Source organism: Streptomyces sp. CB02366, from assembly GCF_001905905.1.
GTDB lineage: Bacteria > Actinomycetota > Actinomycetes > Streptomycetales > Streptomycetaceae > Streptomyces.
The window spans coordinates 20,906-36,664 of record NZ_LIVT01000014.1 but is presented as its reverse complement, the minus strand read 5'-3'; the positions used below and the strand labels follow the sequence as shown (position 1 = coordinate 36,664).

Sequence of the window (15,759 nt, the reverse complement as noted above, 5' to 3'; positions counted from 1 at the left end):
GGGTTCCGGCGGACCCGCCGTCCCGGGGCGGCGGGTCCGCCGGGCGCCGCCGGGATCGCCGTCGGCAGTCGGCGGCCTCGGCGGCGGCGATCCCCGTCGGGCCGCTCCCGGCCGCGGGGCAGCCCTCGGGCGGGAGGCCCGGCCGGGCGGCGGGCTTGGGACAAGGAGCGGGGAAGGCCCTCTCCGGCGCGGCCCGCCGGCCGCGGGCACGGCTCTCCGGGCACGGAACTTCTCCGGCCGGACGGACGGTCAGGAGGCGGCTTCCGCACCGCAGGAGACCCGGACCCGCAGCACGGGCAGGATGTCCAGGTGCCGGCGAGCGGCACGGCTCCCGCCCGCGGCCTCCGCCCCGGCGCCCCCCGTAGCGGGCTCCGCCGCCCCGAGGCGGGACAGCAGGAGCCGGGCGGCGGCGGCCCCCACGGCGCGCTTGTCGGGGGCCACGGCGGTGAGCGGCAGGTCGGCGAGGCCGGCGACCTCGTCGTCGTACGCGATCACCGCCAGGTCCTCGGGCACCCGGACGCCCCGGGCCTGGAGACGCGGGATGAGGACGATGGCGTCCGCGTCGCTGTGCACGATCGCGGCGGTCACCTCGCCGCTCGCCACGCCCTCGCAGAGGTACTCCAGCGTCCGTTCGAAACGGTCGGCCTCCGACCGCGACGGGGTGCCGTCCAGCGGCGACGCCGTCACCGGGGTGAGCTCCAGCGCCCGGACCGCGGCCCGGTAGCCGGCCCGCAGCCGGGGCGCGGTCGGGCTGTCCTGCACGGCGAGCGCGATCGCGCGGTGCCCGAGCCCGGCCAGGTGCGCGACGGCTTCGGCGGCGCCGTGCGCGTGGTCCGAACGCACCCGGTCCAGACGCGCCGCCGGATGCCCCAGGGGCGCCGAGCGCTCCACCAGGACGACCGGGGTCTCCTGCTCCGCCGCCCACAGCCCCTCACCCGGCTCCGGGCAGCCGCGCTCCCAACTCGGGGTGAGCAGGAGCCCGTCGGCGCCGGTGGACAGCAGGCGGCGGGCCTGAGCGGCGTCCTCGTCGGGGAGGTAGCGGGAGAGCCCGATCGTCAGTCGGGCGCCCGCGGCCTCGACGGCCTCCCGGGCGCCGCGCACGACGTCCGCGTAGTAGTACTCGGTGGTGGGCACCACCATGCCCACCACCAGCCCCGCGGCGGGAAGCCCGGCGGCGCGGGCGGGCCGCGGCTGTCCGGAGGGCCACACCACCGCCCCGTGCAGCCGCTCCACGAGCCCCCGGGAGGCCAGCGCCTCGACGTCCCGGCGCAGGGTGACGGCGGACATGCCGAGCTCCCGGGCGAGTTCGGCGACGCGAAGGCTGCCGTGTTCACGGACGAGTTCGAGCACACGCTCGTGGCGCTGGTCGACGTGCAGTCGCATGGATCCCCCTTGGCTCGGATACGGCTGGGCTGGGCCCGACGGTCTCCCGGAGACGGCCGGCGCCGCTCCGGCCGACCGTCCGGCTTCCGGGCCGGACGCTGCCGTCCGGGGCCCGTCCACCCTGACCCCACCCTATCGATCACATTCGCTCAAAACGATCTGATCGGTTTTTCACCTGTGCGTGAGCCCGCGCACGCCGGTTCGGACGCAGCACCCCCCTTGCGCCCGAGAAACGATCGACACGATCAATTCGGCCATAGTCATTGAGCGGATCGTCCGACGGCTGCTAGAAAGTGCCCGCCCGCTCAGAACAGTCGGACCCCGGGATCAGTTCGGCGCCCCCGCGCGCCGGCACCCCCGCCGGAGACACGCCACCCCGACCCGGAGCTCTCCCCATGACTTCTGCCTGGTCCCGCCGCACCTTCCTGGCCGCCTCCGCGGCGCTCACCGCCGCCGGCACCGCGCTGACGCCACCCGCGTCCGCCGTCCCGTCCTCCACCTCCCCCGCCGCCGACCCGTACGCCGCGCTCCGCACGACCTGGAGCGCGCTGATCCTCGGCGAGGGCTTCAGCCCGACCGCCGAACCCTTCAAGAGCCGCCTCGCCGACCTCGGCACGAAGGCCCGGAACCTGCTGGAGGCCATGGCCCCCGTGGACGGCTCGCTGTGGCCCGACGACGTGTTCGCGGACCCGGACCCGGACACGGACGCCGAGAGCTACGGCTTCTCGGGCCGCATGGCCGACAGCTTCACCCGGCTCAGCACCATGGCCCAGGCCTACCGTCAGCAGGGCACCGGCCTCACCGGGGACACCGCCCTGCGCGACGCCGTACTCACCGGCCTGGAGCACCTCGGCTCGCAGGTCTACCACGACGGCCAGACCCGCTACGGCAACTGGTACAGCTGGCAGATCGGCGCACCGCAGGCCCTTCTGGACGTGTGCGTGCTGATGTACGACGCCATCGCCCCGGAACGGCTCGCGCGCTACTGCGCCGCCGTCGACCACTTCGTACCGGACTCCGCCGTCGCCTCGTACACCGGGACCAGCACCGGGGCGAACCGGGTGGACCTGTGCCGGGTGCTGGCCCTGCGCGGAGTCGTCGGAGGGACGGCGGCGAAGATCGCGCTGGCCCGCGACGCGCTGTCCCCCGTCTTCCCGCTGGTGACCAAGGGCGACGGACTCTACGCCGACGGCTCGTTCATCCAGCACACCACCGTGCCCTACACCGGCAGTTACGGATCGGTGATGCTCGGCGGGCTCGGCATGCTGTTCGCGCTGCTGAAAGGCAGCGCCTGGGAGGTCACCGACCCCAAGCGGCAGGTGGTCTTCGACGCGGTGGAGAACGCCTGGGCCCCGTTCCTCTTCAACGGTCTCGCCATGGACGCCGTCGCGGGGCGCGCCATCAGCCGCGGCGAGAGCGACGACCACCGGCGCGGACACCCGATACTCGCCTCCATCGTGCTGCTGGGGCAGGGCGCGTCGGCCGCCGAGAACACCCGGTGGCGGTCGTTGGTCAAGGGCTGGGCACAGCGCGACTACTACAGTCCGCCGCTGAGCAACCCCTCCCTGGGGCTCACCGCGCTGGCCCGCGTCAAGAACGTCCTGGACGACCCCTCCCTCACCCCGGTCCCCGAGCCGGACGGCCACCGCCTCTTCCCCGACATGGCACGGTCCACGCACCGCCGTCCGGGGTGGGCGGCGTCGTTGAGCATGGCCGACCGGCGGATCACCTATTACGAGACCGGCAACGGCGAGAACCTGCGCGGCTGGCACACCGGTTCGGGGATGCTCTCCTGGTGGGGCGACACCTTCGCCAACGGCCAGTACAGCGACGCCTTCTGGCCGACCGTCGATCCCTACCGGCTGCCCGGCACCACCGCCTCGCGCAAGGTGCTCGCCAACGGCGCGGGCGGCGACTGGGGCGCCTCCCTCCCCGATGTGAACTGGGTCGGCGGGGTCACCGACAGGAAACGCGCCGCCGTGGGCCAGTACCTGAAGGGCCTGTCCAGCACGCTGACGGCGAAGAAGTCGTGGTTCTTCCTCGACGACACCGTGGTGTGCCTGGGGGCGGGCGTCCAGAGCCGCGACGGCGCGACCGTGGAGACCACCGTCGACAACCGCAACCTCGGCCCGGTCGGCAACGCCCCCTTCACCGTCGACGGTTCGGCCAAACCCCTCACGGTCCCCTGGTCCGCGACGCTCACCGGCGCGTCCTGGGCACATCTGGCCGGGCACGGCGGCTACGTGTTCCCCGGCGGGGCCACGGTGAAGGCGCTCCGGGAGAACCGGACGGGACGGTGGCGCGACATCAACACGGGGGGCTCCACGGACCCGGTCTCCCGGAAGTACCTCACCCTCTGGTTCGACCACGGCAAGGACCCGTCGAACGCCGCGTACGCGTACCAGCTCCTGCCCGGCGCGTCCGAACAGCGGACGGCGGCGCGGGCGGCGGACGCCGGCTGGTCGCGGGTGCTCGCCAACACGGCCGACCAGCAGGGGGTGGCGGTGCCCTCGCTGGGGCTGACCGCGGTCAACTTCTGGTTCGGCGGGAGGGTCGGCCCGCTGGTGGCGGACGCCCCGTGCTCGGTGATGGTCACCGAGCACGCCGACGGAACGGCGACCGTGTGCGTGAGCGACCCGATGCGGATGCGGACGAGTCTGACCCTGACCTGGGACCGGGCCGTCGCCTCGGTGGTGTCGAAGCCTGCGACGGTGGCGTCGGCGACCACGGGGGCCGCGCTGCGCCTCGTCTTCGGCGATCTCTCCGGGACGCGCGGAGCGACCCAGACGATCAAGGTGCGACTGTCCTGAGCCGCTCGTGCGGCCCGCCCGGCGCGGGCCGCACGCCGCCCGGTCATACTGTCGGCCTGCACACGGACTGGGGAACATCATGACGACCGATGACCGGATCGCACCTCCGCTGCTGGGGAGCGAGCGCGAAACGCTGCGGGCCTTTCTCGACTACCAGCGGGACACCCTGGCGATGAAGTGCGCGGGACTGGACGACGAGGAGCTGCGCGAGCGGTCGATGCCGCCCTCCACGTTGTCGCTGCTGGCGCTCGTACGGCATCTGGCGGAGGTGGAACGCGCCTGGTTCCGCAGGGTGTTCGAGGACGCATCGGCCCCGATGGTCTGGTCGCGGAAACCCTTCGACTTCCAGGCCGCGTACGACGCGAGCACCGCGACCCGGGCCGAGGCGTTCGCCGCCTGGCAGGCGGAGGTGGAGAACTCGCGCCGGATCGAGCGGGAGGCGGCGTCGCTGGACCTGGTGGGGCGTCAGCCGCGCTGGGAGAAGGAGGTCTCGTTGCGGATGGTGATGGTGCACGTGCTGTTGGAGTACGGCCGCCACAACGGCCACGCGGACCTGCTCCGGGAGGGCGTGGACGGGACGGTGGGGGCCTGAACCGGCGGGAGCGGACCCCGCCGCACGCGGGGCCTTCCCGCGCCACCGGAGCCGCCGGCTCCGCCCGTGGAGACGACGGGACGGACCGCTTCGTCGCCGGTCTCCTGGAGCGCCACGGCGTCCCGGGGGGGCGATCGTGGCGCCGGCGGGCTGAAGCCGGTCCAGCGGCGGAGGGCCGGCGCCCGGGTGGTATGGACACGCCCTTGCCGGCTCCACCGGCAAGCGGCTTCACCACGCTTGGACGGACGCCTTCCCCCTTGCACACGCCGCGGGAATCCCCGGAGGGGCTCACTCTGCGCTTCGACCCGGCCTGCCCCAGGGGGACCGCTCGGCCGAGGCCTGCCGTGCGGCGTGCCGGCGGCTGGAGGAGGCGCTGGTGCGGGCGTCCCCCGACGTCGTTCTGGAACCCGGGGACGCCCTGGTGGTGGACAACGACGTGGCCGTGCACGGCCGAGTGCCCTTCCGAGCCCGGTACGACGGCGCCGACCGCCGGCTGAAGCGGGCCCTGGTTCGGATTCCGGAGCGGCCCGGCCGCCCGGCCTCCGAGCAGTACGAGCACGGATACGGCCAGGCCGTGATCGAGCTGTGGGCCAGACCGGACCCAGGTGAACAGCGAGGTGTCCTGCCGCCCCGTCACCCCGGTGCGGCAGGACCGCTCGGCTCTCCACTCGGCTCGGCGTCGCCGGGTACGGCGGTGGCAGGCCCGTCGGGCCAGGAGATCCGGTAGTACTTGAGCCGGTCATCCTGCGCGACCAAGCACATGCCCACGGCGTTCATCACTCGCTGGGACGCGACATTCTGCTGATCTGTGTCGCCCTTCACCCCTTTCACGCCGTTGGCGCGGGCGAACTCCAGCAGTGCCCGGAGCGCTTCGGTGGCGTATCCCCTGCCCTGTGCCGAGGGGACCAGGCCGTAGCCGATGGTGACGATCCCCCTGTCGTCGGCAAGGCCGTGGAAGGCCACACCGCCGACGGCGAGCCCGTCCTGCCGGCGCCGGATCTCGTACGGGCCGAAGGGCTGCGGGTCGCCGGTGCTCGCACAGCTGCGCAAGAACCGCCTGGCGCCCGCCACATCGCCTTCATCCGGGTATCCGGGCGCCCACGGCTCCCCGTGGGTACGCTCGCCCGCCGCACCCATCACCAGTCGTCGCGCTTCGGGGATGGACAGGGGATGCAGTACGAGCCGCGCTGTCACGAGATCCTCCACGGTCAGGAGGACTATCACGCGGGCAGGCCGGTCCGCACGTGGGTTGTGCCCCGCAGCACCCCCGTCCCGCCTCCCGGCTCACCAGCGCCTGCCGCCGGACGAGTCGCTGTGCGAGGACTGCCGAACCCGGGCATGCCTCGGCCGCTTTCGGCTCGCAGTTTCGGTTCGAAAGTACGGTCACCGACGCGCTGGTCGCCGCGGAGCGGGGAGACGGGCGGCCTTCCCGGATCGCCCGAGTTCCTCGCGGGCCTGGCCTAGCTCCAGGTCGAGTTCGGCGGTGATCCGGCGCAGTGCGGCGGTGACGGCGCGTTCCCTGGCCGAGGCTTCCGTCGCATCAGCCGGCTTCTTGTTCAACGCCGCCTTTCGATCGGCCGGTTCCTGCACGGCAGCCGGTGTGCAGTGCTTCACCTCGGCGCGGGCCTGGAACTCTCGACGAGGTCTTCATGGTCACCGTAGGGGCTACAGCCACCCGCGCTTGGCCGCGTTGACGCCTGCTTGGAATCTGCTCGCAGCGTCGAGGCGTTCCATGAGCTGGGACATCATGCGGCGCACGGTTCGCAAGGACACCCCCAGCTTCCGCGCTGCGGTCTCGTCGGTGTCGCCGGCGGCCGCCCCCTGCAGGAGCTCCCTTTCCGCCGGTGTGCACCCGGTCTCGTCTCGCGGTACCTGCTGACCGAAGGGGAGCCCGTTCTCCCATACCTGTTCGAAGAGCGCGTGCAGCGCGGCCACGATGGCGGGGCTGCGGACCTCCAGAGCGCCGGCACGGGGATCGTCGGGCTGGACCGGCAACAGGGCGATCCGGCGGTCGACGATGACCATCTGGATCGGGACCGCCGGCACGGAGCGCATCTCGCTGCCGAGTTCCACGAGCCAGCGCGCGTAGGCGAGGGTGTCGGAGTTGTTGCGGAAACTGTCCTGGCATACCGCGCGGATCGTGACGCCGCGCTTGAGGGCTTCCTCGTTGAGCGGACCGGCGGCCTGACGGGCCTCGGGCTTGTGAGCTCCACCGGGATTGAGCGAGAGGCACTCGAACTCCGCGGTGCGCTGCAACTCCTCGAGGCGGCTTCGGATGGCATCCAGACCGTCGAGCCGGATGGCCCCGTCGAAGGGCCAAGCGCGCTGGTGCTCAGCGGTGATGGCCGCTATCTCCGCACGGGCTTCTTTCATTTTCGCCTGCTGCAAAGCCACTTGGGCCTCCGCCGACGCCAGAAGCTTGGCCAGTCCCACGTCGGGACTGACGGGGCGGAGCTTCCCGTCGACCTGGGCGGACGGCTTGAGCAGTGCGAGTTCGGCCAGCTCGTCCAGCGCGGTTCGGACCTCGGTTTCCGTCAACCCGGTGGTGGTGGCCAGCGCGGAGACCCCGTGGTGCTGATGTTGGAGTGCGGCTCGGTAGACGGTTTCCGCCTTCAGCGACACCCCGAGTGACTGCAGCATGGCACCTCCGTGGACCGGCTCAATCCTGCGAGCAAAAACATTCCCACACGCGTCCCCGGGAAGTCTCCATTCCGCTTCGCCTGTCTTGAACTGCGCTCTTACCGGTCGCATGACGCCAAGGTGCCATGCACCTTGAGGACATCGAGCCCCCGGTGACACGGCCGGTTGCATGCGCGAGTCTTACGTCATCGGCCGCAACACACCGAAACCAGGGTGTAGCGGAGATTTCCTCCAAACCAGTCGTCAACGAGGGGTGGGATTGTCATGTCCCGAGCCATCGCAGTGGTCATCGCGTCCATAGCGGTCCTGACCGCAGCCGGTGTCACGTCGTCCGCTGCTCAGGAAGCACACGGCGCCCCCTACGCGATGGCCGACGACGGGTTCGGGCGGCGGTCCCAGCAGACGACGCTCGACGACGGATTCGGCTGGGGCACCCCGAAGAACCCCGGCGGCACGCTGCTCGACGACGGATTCGGTTGGGGCGCCCCGAAGAGCCCCGGCGGCACGCTCAGGGCCGGTTGACATCCCGTGCCCCACCCCCACCGGTGAGGGCGCGTCAGGAGGTTGTGATGCACATGATCACTATGCGGCTGGTCCGTTCTCCAGGGGTGCTCAAGGACCTGGAAACACCCTCCGCAGTCCTCATGGCGCAGTGCACGCCCGCCGACGGTGTGGAGCACGTGTGGGCGCGGTCCCGCCAGGGCCATATCGATGTCGTCTTCTTCGTCCTGTCCGGGTGCGAAGCCGAAGCCCTGCTCGCCGCCCGCGCCGTTTGCGAGCGCGCCCTTTCCCATGAGCCGGCGTTCGCCTCCTGGCGCCTCACCGACTGACCGGTTCGCACCTGCGCCCTGGCGCAACACCGCTCGACCGACTCGAGAAAGGAACAACCATGCTCGAAACAGCCGACGCCCCGCCTGCTCTCGACCGCAATGCCGAGCGACACCACATCGGCACCTTCCAGGTTCCCGCTGACGTCAACGACCTGGACTTCCCTCTTCCCGGCGTTCGGCTGGAGAGCACCAACGTCACCGAAGGCGACGGCACCAACGGTGTTGCCCGCATCACCCGCATCACCACCGGTCCCGGCATCACCGACTACGTCACCCACGAGCAGGAGTTCACCTACTCCACCTACGGCATACACGTCGGCCAGGACGACCGGCTGACCTTCTTCGGTGAGGGCCAGAACATCAGCGTCCACCTCATCGACTGCCGCAACGACGTGGGCCGGCCCGGTGCGGAGATCACCATCGAGTTGACCGTATCGCCCTACCGTGTGCTCATCATCCCCAAAGGGGTGGCGCACACCCTCGACGGTCTCGGCGGCGTCGTCACCCGGGACGAGCCGGTGTGGTACGCGGACGCCAACCCCCACTGGGAGCCGGACAACGACCTGATCTCCTTCCCCCGGACCTCGGACACCGCCCCGGTGGTGCAGACGAACCGACACCGACTGCCCGTGTCCGCGCACCTGCTGATGTCGCGGATGGCGCAGCGCACGAACGCCCTGTCCCACAACGCGTACGCCGCTCGCTATCGCGTCTCCATCGCCGGCGAGTCCACCTACGCCATGGTCCGTCCGGACTGGCGCGTCGCCGAGGTGAAGCAAGACGCCCACGGGCTGATCAGCGAGAACAACTTCGTACTGACCGGGCCCGAGTCCTTCACCGTGGTGCCCTCGACCGACACCTGCACTTCGGACGCCTGGGAAGTCCGGCTCAACGGCACACCCGAGCGGTTCGTGCGCCACGAGTACTCCCGCCGCCGCCTCACCTGGCTCGCCGGCAGCACCGACGCCCGGATCGAGATCGTGCACGCCGACGGCGAGCACTCGGTCATCGACCTCGGTGACCCCACGATCGGTGTCACGGTTCCCCCCGGCACCTGGTACCGGCTGACCGGCCACGGCCGCATCTGGCTGCGCGCCGAGATGGAGCTCCTCGACCGCCCCTGGGGTCCTGAGCACCGGCTCGGCAGCGACGTCACCACTGCGACCCAGGCCGAGCTCGGCCCCAGCAGACCTACGCAGGACAGCGACCGCTACCTGCCTGGGCCTGCCTTCCACGCGCTCGCGCGCATGGAGGCGCAGGCAATCGCGCTCACCAACCGAAAGGAAGCCTGACATGACCATCACCGCCACCGAGGCCACCGCCTGGAAGACCGAGCTCCAGAACATCACCGCCGACGTCACCGACCCGGCCGGCCGCGCCGCGCTGGAGAGCCTCTCCTCCGCCCTCGAGGGCTACTTCGAGAACCCGCTGCTCTTCCGCAGCGTCCTCGGCAAGATCGCCCAGGCGATGATCGACCCGGCGACCGAGGAGCAGATCACCAGCCAGGCCTTCCAGAACCTGGACGAGTTCAAGGCGGCCCTGCCGGCGGGCGTCACCGTCACCACCGTCTAGCAGGTCCGTTCTCGTGCACGGGTGGGTGCGCCACGCAACGCACCCACCCGCGCGCACGTCCAGGAGACCCGCGGCACCGGCTCCGACGTCGGCCTGCCCGGGCGCGGCACATCCGCTCGTCACGTAACGACCGGCCGTATCACCACATGGTCCACAGCCCGCGCTTCGCGTACGAGGAGTACGCGATCCGCCTCGGGCACACACGACCGACTCTCCTGAAGGAAGGCTGACATGACCATCACCGCCACCGAGACCTCCGCCTGGAAGAACGAGCTCCAGAACATCACCGCCGACGTCACCGACCCGGCCGGCCGCGCCGCGCTGGAGAGCCTCTCCTCCGCCCTCGAGGGCTACTTCGAGAACCCGCTGCTCTTCCGCAGCGTCCTCGGCAAGATCGTCAAGGCGGTCATCGACCCGGCGACCGAGGAGCAGATCACCAGCCAGGCGTTCCAGAACCTGGACGAGTTCAAGGCGGCTCTGCCGGCGGGCGTCACCGTCACCACCCTTCAGTAAGTCCGTTCTCGTGCGCGGGCGGGTGCGCCACGCAGCGCCCCGCCCGCGCGCACGTCCAGGAGGAATCGGCATGTCCGCTCTCCCGAAGCCGCAGCTGATGCTGACCAAGACCCGCAGCACCGGCTCCGACGCTGGCCTGCCCGGTGCGCGGCACATCCGCTCGTCACGTAACGACCGGCCGTATCACTACATGGTCCACAGCCCGCACTTCGCGTACGAGGAGTACGCGATCCACCTCGGGCAGTACGACCGGCTCTCCTTCTACGGGGACGCCGCCGCACCGACGGTGAAAGTGCACATGTACGACTGCCGTGCGAACTCTCCGGAGTACGACCGGAAGCTGGAGGTCGATGTGCCGGCCGACGGCTCCTGCGTGCTGGCCATTCCTCCCGGCTACGCCCACTGGTTCGAAAACCTCGAGAGCGTCACCACCCGCAACGACTACTCGGTCCTGGCCCCGGAGGACCTTTCCACCTCCTGGAACCCCCTTGAGGACAACGCCACCTACCCCGTTGCGGAGATGCGTTCCTCGCGGCCCGAGGTCATCGCCAACACAACGGAGCTGCCGGTCCCGGCCCAGTTCCTGATCGCCAAGGCGGTGTCGCGCAGCTGGCAGGGGGGAGCGACGGAACAAGGCGTCGTGGGCACCGCCACCATCGGCGACCAGGAGTTGCACTACTTCGTCGACCGGGCGCTGTCCCAGCCGGAACTGCCCACCACGAAGCTCGCCACGGTGTCAGTGGAGACCGGTTCCTACCAGGCCATCCGCGACGACTCCTTCGGTATCGGGGCCAACGTCTCCAGCGGCCTCGCCGACACCATGGTCTTCCCGCCCCGGTCCGAGTGGCCGGACTACTTCAGCGTCCACCCCAACATGACCCTGCGGCTGTCCGCCCTGCTGTACGAAAGCCCCGAGGCCGAACTGCACCTCATCGACCGGCGAACGGACTCACCGACGTTCGGCGCCGAGGAGATCCTGCCCTTCCCCTCCGATCCGCGCACCGTGGTGCGGATCGAGCCCGGCGTCTTGATGCGGGCCCGCGGAGCAGGAGCGCTGCACTACCGGGTCGAGTTCGAAGTGCACAACGCCCGGTCGGGGCTGCCGCAGCTCTTCGCCGCCGTTCCCGTGGGCGGCCCGTACCCTGGCTTCGCCCCGCCCGGCGAGGTGCTGAGTGACGATGTCGTACGAGAGTTGGCCTACCGGTGACCCATACAGCCCCGCCCACCAAGCAGTCGCGGACACCCGTCTGGCCCCGCTGGCTGGGCGCCCTCCTGGCGTTCTACGTGGCCCTCACCGTCGTTGCCGCCATGAGCGAAGGCGTCTACGACATCGCCTTCGCGAACCTGGCGCTGGACTTGTCCGGCCTGGTGAGCACGATCGGCATCGTCTACTGCGTGGGATACGGCGTCGAGGTGGTCGCCTCCATCGCCATGGGCCCCCTGCTGGACCGACGCGACGCGGGGCAGGTCCTCGTCGTCTCCTACCTCGTCAAAATCGGGATCTTCGTACTCATCGGCCTGAGTTCGTCGTTCCTGTCCTCGCATCTGTGGACGATCGTGATCGCTGCCGCGGCAGTGGACTTCGTCCACCACGTCGGTGGGATGGCACTGTTCGTGCTGCTTCCGCGGATCGTCGATCGCCACACCCTGGTCAAGATCCAGGGCATCGCGGCCACTGCCCGCTCGGCCAGCGAAATCCTCTCGCCCGTAGTGGCCGGCCTGATCATCGCGGTGCTGCCGGGAGCCCGCGGCCTGATCGCCGCGGCGGGATTCCAGATCCTCGCCCTGGCGTTGTTCGCCGGCCTCCTTATGACCGTTCGACGCGCCGCCGCCTCACAACCGGTCGAAGACACCGAGACGGAACCGAAGGAAGAGACCGCCCACTCGCCGTCCCTGCCCTCGCGCCGCGAGGTGGCGAGCACGATCGTCTCCAGCAGGCCCTGGCGCCGGTACGTCGCCTTCCACTGCCTGAGCGTGCTGGCGCTCTCCACGCTGTTCCTGTCGTGGCTCCCCCTCATGCGAGAAGCCCTGGACATGTCCGCCGCCCGCGCAGGGGCATTCCTCGCCTTCTCCACCGTCGGGGCGGTGCTGGGCGGCCTGATCGTGGCCAAGTCCGGTCCGGACCGCGTCTTCGCGAGCATGCGCTGGGCGCCCGCGCTCGCCGGCGCCGGCACGCTGATCGCAGCGACGCTCGGCTCAAGTCTCTGGCTGCTCGCCCTCGGCCTGATCACCTTCGGGCTCGGAACCACTGTCTACTTCCGTTCCGCGGGACTGATCGTCCAACTGCACGCGCCGATCGCCGTTCTCGGGACCTGGAACGGACTCCTGGACGCCGTCATCCGAGTGGTCGGCGCAGCGGGCATCCTGGCTGCCGGCTTCCTGTTCGACCTGGTCGGCGGCCACGCGGTATTCGTCTGCCTCGGCCTTGGACTGCTGGTGTCGGCAGCGCTGTGGAGCCGCTTCGGCCAGAGGGACCAGGAGAACCTCACCGCCACGCCCCTGCACGAAGGCCTGCCCACCATGTAGGGCTCAGCTCGGCAACCACGGTCCTGTGCAGGCACATCGGGCACTCCACGTGACCGAGTCGGCATCCTGGCCCGCCCATTCCGGAGAGGGAAACAGATGTGGTTCTTCCGCTGGCACCGCGGTGACGGGCCGATGGCGACCTGGACGACCGCCTGGTTCGTGGTGTTCATGTCCATCGGCGGCTTCACGCTCGGCCTCAGGTACGCCGCCTCGGCCGGCCCGGCGCAGACGGCCCAGACCCTGGGCACGATGTCGTTTCCGCTCTGGATCTCCGCCGGCCTGCTCGTCACCGGCCTTTTCGGTATCGCGCACCGCCGCCGCGACCACCGCAAGACGGAGGCCCGAAACGCGGCACTCGCAGAGCGCGAGGCCCACAAGGCGGCGAGAGTCGTTGCGAAAGGGCGACGAACGCTGTCGTCACGAACCGGTCAGCCGGACAGCCGAGTCCTGCCGAGGCAAGCCGCGCCTGTTCCGACGACGCGTACGACGCCCGGACCATCGGCGATCTCCTGACCGACGTGACCCAGCCGGTGTCCGGAGCCATCGAGGCCGGCTCCGGGCACCGGCGCGCCGCAGCGACCCGAGCCGAGCTCCTGGGCGAGGTGTTCCCATTGAATGCCGGCGTGCAGCACGTACAGGATCCCGCACAGCACCTGACGGTCCGGGACCGGAGGACGGCCGGGATACCGAAACCGCCGTTCCTTCCTCGGAAGCAGCGGCTCGGTCCGCTCCCACACGTCACCCGACACGATCCACGGTGAAGTCCCCCACGATCCGGGCAACCCTCAACTCGCCTGCGAGACACGGCAGGCAGGGCCGATGCACCTCATGGCGTCAGCCATTCCCAGAACAAGCTCGGCAACGGTAGCCGCCATCCGTTCAGGCTCGGATCGGGTCGGGGCGCCCGCCCGGATGGGCAGCGGTGATGTACTTCATCGATGTGGTGGGGAACCGGTGAAGCCGATCCGTTCGGTGCGCTGGTGAACGTGCTCATCCGGTCCGGCCGGGTCTGTTCGATCGGGTCCACGTCCGACGCCGGGCGCCTCGTCGGAGGAGGCGGGCGTGCGGGACCGGCGCGTACCGCGGTGATATGGCCCCGGACGTGACCCGAACGGCGGTGTCGCCTGCCGCGCGCTCCTCAGGGGGAGGTCTTGACGGGCCCGATCGGTATGCAGTCGCCGCCGCTGGGCCGGGCTTCGCAGAGGGAGGCGCCGGTCAGGTCGGCATCCTCCGAGACGATCTGCCAGGCCAGGTGGTAGTACACGGTGTTCGCCTCCAGGGCCCCGAACATCGGGCTGATGCCGCGGGCCCCGTCATCGCCGAAGAGCAGCTGGTCCTCGGTCAGGTAAGGCGTGGCTCCGTCCATCACACCCCCGATACGCGCATCCTTGTCGGCGTCCAGACTCGGGTACGTGATTCCGAGGTTCGCGTAGGGTGCCTTGATACTGCGGTCGCGTGGCTCCGCCTCCACGCGCAGCAGGAGCGCCAACGCTTTGGTCCCCGCCGGCGGGGGGTTGTCGCCCGGCACGTCGGTCGTCAGCGTGGCGTCGAGGATCCGCACCGTATAGGTGTACGTGGCCTTCACCTGGAGTACCGGTTTCCTGGCCGGGGGCAGGCTCGGCATCGACGGCTGGTCGGTCGGGTTCTTGCCCGGGACGGGCGGCCTGTCGGCATCCGACGGCCGGTCTTGAGCATCCTCACCGGCCGGCCTGTCACGATCACCCGCCTTCCCGGCGCGGTCATCCGTCCCCTGGCCGCCGCAGCCCGCCAGTACACCGACTGCGACGACCGCCGCGCACAGCCACGCCCTCGTTCGGAGAGCCCGCCGTTCCCCGCCCATACCCCGCCCCCTGTTTTGCCCGCGTCCACTCACGTGCCCCGCGTACGCCCTCAACCGACGCCCGAGCGCACCTGATCACTGGCGTTCATCCTAAGATCCGTTCCGCCCCGGCCGCACCCTTTCCTCGGACGACCCGGTTGCCCCGCGAACCACGTGCGAAGCGGCCGGCGAGGTCTGGCCGCCCACCACCCGTCTCCACCCCTCTGTGAGCCGATACGCCTAGAAGGGACGGGAATCGGCCGGTCCTTCGCGCAGCAGCCGCAGGGCCTTCTCCCGCAGCCGCCGCCGGTGCTCGGGGTCGGTGGCCCGGTCGGCGGCGCGGCCCAGCTCCTCGGCGCGTTCACGGGTGCGGCGCGCCCACTCCGTCGGACTGTCGTACAGGTCCATGGGCCGTCCTCCGTCGTGGGCCTCCGTCGGCAACCGGGGATGGGTGCGCGACCGGAGCCCCAGCGTCACCGGAGCCGGTCCGCTCCGCATCTCGTGCGGCTACGGGTGGTGACGGCGTGGGCGGAGGCGGATTCCGGCAGGACGGCGGCCGCCGGTCAGTCGGCGGTGTGGTCCGGGTGCCCGACGGTCCGGCGGGCCGCCTTCATCTCGGCCTCGTAGAGGTGGTCGCGGCCCTCGGCGAGCTCCTGCGTGATCTGGCGCTCGACCGCCCGGAAGACGTCGTAGTAGGTGGCGTTGTACTTCTCGACGATCTGGAACGTCCAGTGTCCCGGAATGACGTTGCGGCCGAGGATCTCCCGTTCGACCCGCTCGGCCTGCCGTCCGTGTCCCGCGGCGCGGAGCAACCGGACGGCGTCGTCGAGGGCGAGGTCGGCGCTCCCGGTGAGCTGGTGGAAGTCGTAGAGGGCGCCACGAGCGCGCTCAGCGGTCTCCAGGGCCTTCGACAGGGCCCCGAGCGCCTCGACGGTCGCATCGGTGACGCCTTCGGGGCGCTGGTGCCTCGGATCGATGCGGGGGTGGTGGTTCATGGGGCTCCTTGTCCGCAGGGGCTGCCGTTCGCTTCCGACTTCCTACCCCGGCTTCCCGCGCATCCCCGGCAAACGCCCG

At 70.8% G+C, this 15,759-nt stretch carries 16 protein-coding genes and 1 pseudogene; 10 read left to right on the top strand and 7 right to left on the bottom strand.

The window, feature by feature from the left end; translation table 11 throughout:
- Nucleotides 1–249: 249 nt before the first annotated feature.
- Nucleotides 250–1,383 carry a substrate-binding domain-containing protein gene (locus tag AMK24_RS27850; protein WP_073771657.1) on the bottom strand — a complete coding sequence of 378 codons (1,134 nt, stop codon included), beginning with the start codon at nt 1,381–1,383 and terminating at the stop codon, nt 250–252.
- Nucleotides 1,384–1,778: 395 nt separating this feature from the next.
- On the opposite strand from AMK24_RS27850, the gene AMK24_RS27845 reads away from it, so the two are divergent.
- Nucleotides 1,779–4,193 carry a polysaccharide lyase 8 family protein gene (locus tag AMK24_RS27845; RefSeq protein WP_073771656.1) on the top strand — a complete coding sequence of 805 codons (2,415 nt, stop codon included), beginning with the start codon at nt 1,779–1,781 and terminating at the stop codon, nt 4,191–4,193.
- Between the two features lie 79 nt (nt 4,194–4,272).
- On the top strand, nt 4,273–4,785 hold the full coding sequence (locus AMK24_RS27840) for a DinB family protein (protein ID WP_073771655.1): 513 nt from the start codon (nt 4,273–4,275) through the stop codon (nt 4,783–4,785).
- A 633-nt stretch (nt 4,786–5,418) separates the two neighbouring features.
- Here AMK24_RS27840 and AMK24_RS27835 read toward each other — a convergent pair.
- Together AMK24_RS27835 and AMK24_RS27830 are read right to left on the bottom strand one after the other, a co-directional pair.
- A complete protein-coding gene (locus AMK24_RS27835) occupies nt 5,419–5,991 on the bottom strand; it encodes a GNAT family N-acetyltransferase (RefSeq protein WP_073771723.1) in 573 nt (190 codons plus the stop codon).
- Between the two features lie 459 nt (nt 5,992–6,450).
- The gene (locus AMK24_RS27830; RefSeq protein WP_073771654.1) at nt 6,451–7,425 is read right to left on the bottom strand and encodes a helix-turn-helix transcriptional regulator; all 975 of its coding nucleotides are present in this window, start codon (nt 7,423–7,425) and stop codon (nt 6,451–6,453) included.
- Nucleotides 7,426–7,689: 264 nt separating this feature from the next.
- Between AMK24_RS27830 and AMK24_RS33755 the strand changes: the two genes are divergently transcribed.
- From AMK24_RS33755 to AMK24_RS34345, 8 genes are all read left to right on the top strand, one after another.
- Entirely contained in the window at nt 7,690–7,947 is a 258-nt protein-coding gene (locus tag AMK24_RS33755) for a hypothetical protein (protein WP_143203733.1), read from the top strand.
- A gap of 47 nt (nt 7,948–7,994) precedes the next feature.
- Nucleotides 7,995–8,255 (top strand): hypothetical protein, encoded by a 261-nt coding sequence (locus tag AMK24_RS27825; protein ID WP_242435268.1) that lies wholly within the window; start codon nt 7,995–7,997, stop codon nt 8,253–8,255.
- Between the two features lie 59 nt (nt 8,256–8,314).
- Complete coding sequence (locus AMK24_RS34350) at nt 8,315–9,547, top strand: hypothetical protein (RefSeq protein ID WP_199876515.1); 1,233 nt, start codon at nt 8,315–8,317, stop codon at nt 9,545–9,547.
- A gap of 1 nt (nt 9,548) precedes the next feature.
- Nucleotides 9,549–9,827 carry a hypothetical protein gene (locus AMK24_RS27815; RefSeq protein ID WP_073771652.1) on the top strand — a complete coding sequence of 93 codons (279 nt, stop codon included), beginning with the start codon at nt 9,549–9,551 and terminating at the stop codon, nt 9,825–9,827.
- Nucleotides 9,828–10,058: 231 nt separating this feature from the next.
- Entirely contained in the window at nt 10,059–10,340 is a 282-nt protein-coding gene (locus AMK24_RS27810) for a hypothetical protein (RefSeq protein WP_073771651.1), read from the top strand.
- Between the two features lie 70 nt (nt 10,341–10,410).
- A complete protein-coding gene (locus AMK24_RS34010; RefSeq protein WP_073771650.1) occupies nt 10,411–11,547 on the top strand; it encodes a hypothetical protein in 1,137 nt (378 codons plus the stop codon).
- Nucleotides 11,544–12,866 carry an MFS transporter gene (locus AMK24_RS27800; protein WP_073771649.1) on the top strand — a complete coding sequence of 441 codons (1,323 nt, stop codon included), beginning with the start codon at nt 11,544–11,546 and terminating at the stop codon, nt 12,864–12,866. Before AMK24_RS34010 ends, AMK24_RS27800 begins: the two co-directional genes overlap by 4 nt.
- A 96-nt stretch (nt 12,867–12,962) precedes the next feature.
- A complete protein-coding gene (locus AMK24_RS34345; protein WP_199876521.1) occupies nt 12,963–13,379 on the top strand; it encodes a hypothetical protein in 417 nt (138 codons plus the stop codon).
- A gap of 65 nt (nt 13,380–13,444) precedes the next feature.
- On the opposite strand, the pseudogene AMK24_RS34945 reads toward AMK24_RS34345, so the two are convergent.
- From AMK24_RS34945 to AMK24_RS27785, 4 genes and pseudogenes are all read right to left on the bottom strand, one after another.
- Nucleotides 13,445–13,676 (bottom strand): annotated as a pseudogene (locus AMK24_RS34945) (transposase); the annotation flags it as partial.
- A 328-nt stretch (nt 13,677–14,004) separates the two neighbouring features.
- A complete protein-coding gene (locus AMK24_RS27790; protein ID WP_143203732.1) occupies nt 14,005–14,490 on the bottom strand; it encodes a hypothetical protein in 486 nt (161 codons plus the stop codon).
- Nucleotides 14,491–14,925: 435 nt separating this feature from the next.
- Entirely contained in the window at nt 14,926–15,093 is a 168-nt protein-coding gene (locus tag AMK24_RS34335; protein WP_199876513.1) for a DUF6381 family protein, read from the bottom strand.
- Nucleotides 15,094–15,248: 155 nt separating this feature from the next.
- Nucleotides 15,249–15,680 (bottom strand): hypothetical protein, encoded by a 432-nt coding sequence (locus tag AMK24_RS27785; RefSeq protein WP_073771647.1) that lies wholly within the window; start codon nt 15,678–15,680, stop codon nt 15,249–15,251.
- Between the last annotated feature and the right edge of the window lie 79 nt (nt 15,681–15,759).

Bases quoted from the DNA above. Each gene is read 5' to 3' on its own strand.
- AMK24_RS27830 (WP_073771654.1), bottom strand. From the start codon at position 7,425: ATGCTGCAGTCACTCGGGGTGTCGCTGAAGGCGGAAACCGTCTACCGA.
- AMK24_RS34010 (WP_073771650.1), top strand. From the start codon at position 10,411: ATGTCCGCTCTCCCGAAGCCGCAGCTGATGCTGACCAAGACCCGCAGC.
- AMK24_RS34335 (WP_199876513.1), bottom strand. From the start codon at position 15,093: ATGGACCTGTACGACAGTCCGACGGAGTGGGCGCGCCGCACCCGTGAA.
- AMK24_RS27785 (WP_073771647.1), bottom strand. From the start codon at position 15,680: ATGAACCACCACCCCCGCATCGATCCGAGGCACCAGCGCCCCGAAGGC.
- AMK24_RS27850 (WP_073771657.1), bottom strand. From the start codon at position 1,383: ATGCGACTGCACGTCGACCAGCGCCACGAGCGTGTGCTCGAACTCGTC.
- AMK24_RS27790 (WP_143203732.1), bottom strand. From the start codon at position 14,490: ATGCCGAGCCTGCCCCCGGCCAGGAAACCGGTACTCCAGGTGAAGGCC.
- AMK24_RS27815 (WP_073771652.1), top strand. From the start codon at position 9,549: ATGACCATCACCGCCACCGAGGCCACCGCCTGGAAGACCGAGCTCCAG.
- AMK24_RS27845 (WP_073771656.1), top strand. From the start codon at position 1,779: ATGACTTCTGCCTGGTCCCGCCGCACCTTCCTGGCCGCCTCCGCGGCG.
- AMK24_RS34345 (WP_199876521.1), top strand. From the start codon at position 12,963: ATGTGGTTCTTCCGCTGGCACCGCGGTGACGGGCCGATGGCGACCTGG.
- AMK24_RS34350 (WP_199876515.1), top strand. From the start codon at position 8,315: ATGCTCGAAACAGCCGACGCCCCGCCTGCTCTCGACCGCAATGCCGAG.
- AMK24_RS33755 (WP_143203733.1), top strand. From the start codon at position 7,690: ATGTCCCGAGCCATCGCAGTGGTCATCGCGTCCATAGCGGTCCTGACC.
- AMK24_RS27825 (WP_242435268.1), top strand. From the start codon at position 7,995: ATGCACATGATCACTATGCGGCTGGTCCGTTCTCCAGGGGTGCTCAAG.
- AMK24_RS27840 (WP_073771655.1), top strand. From the start codon at position 4,273: ATGACGACCGATGACCGGATCGCACCTCCGCTGCTGGGGAGCGAGCGC.
- AMK24_RS27810 (WP_073771651.1), top strand. From the start codon at position 10,059: ATGACCATCACCGCCACCGAGACCTCCGCCTGGAAGAACGAGCTCCAG.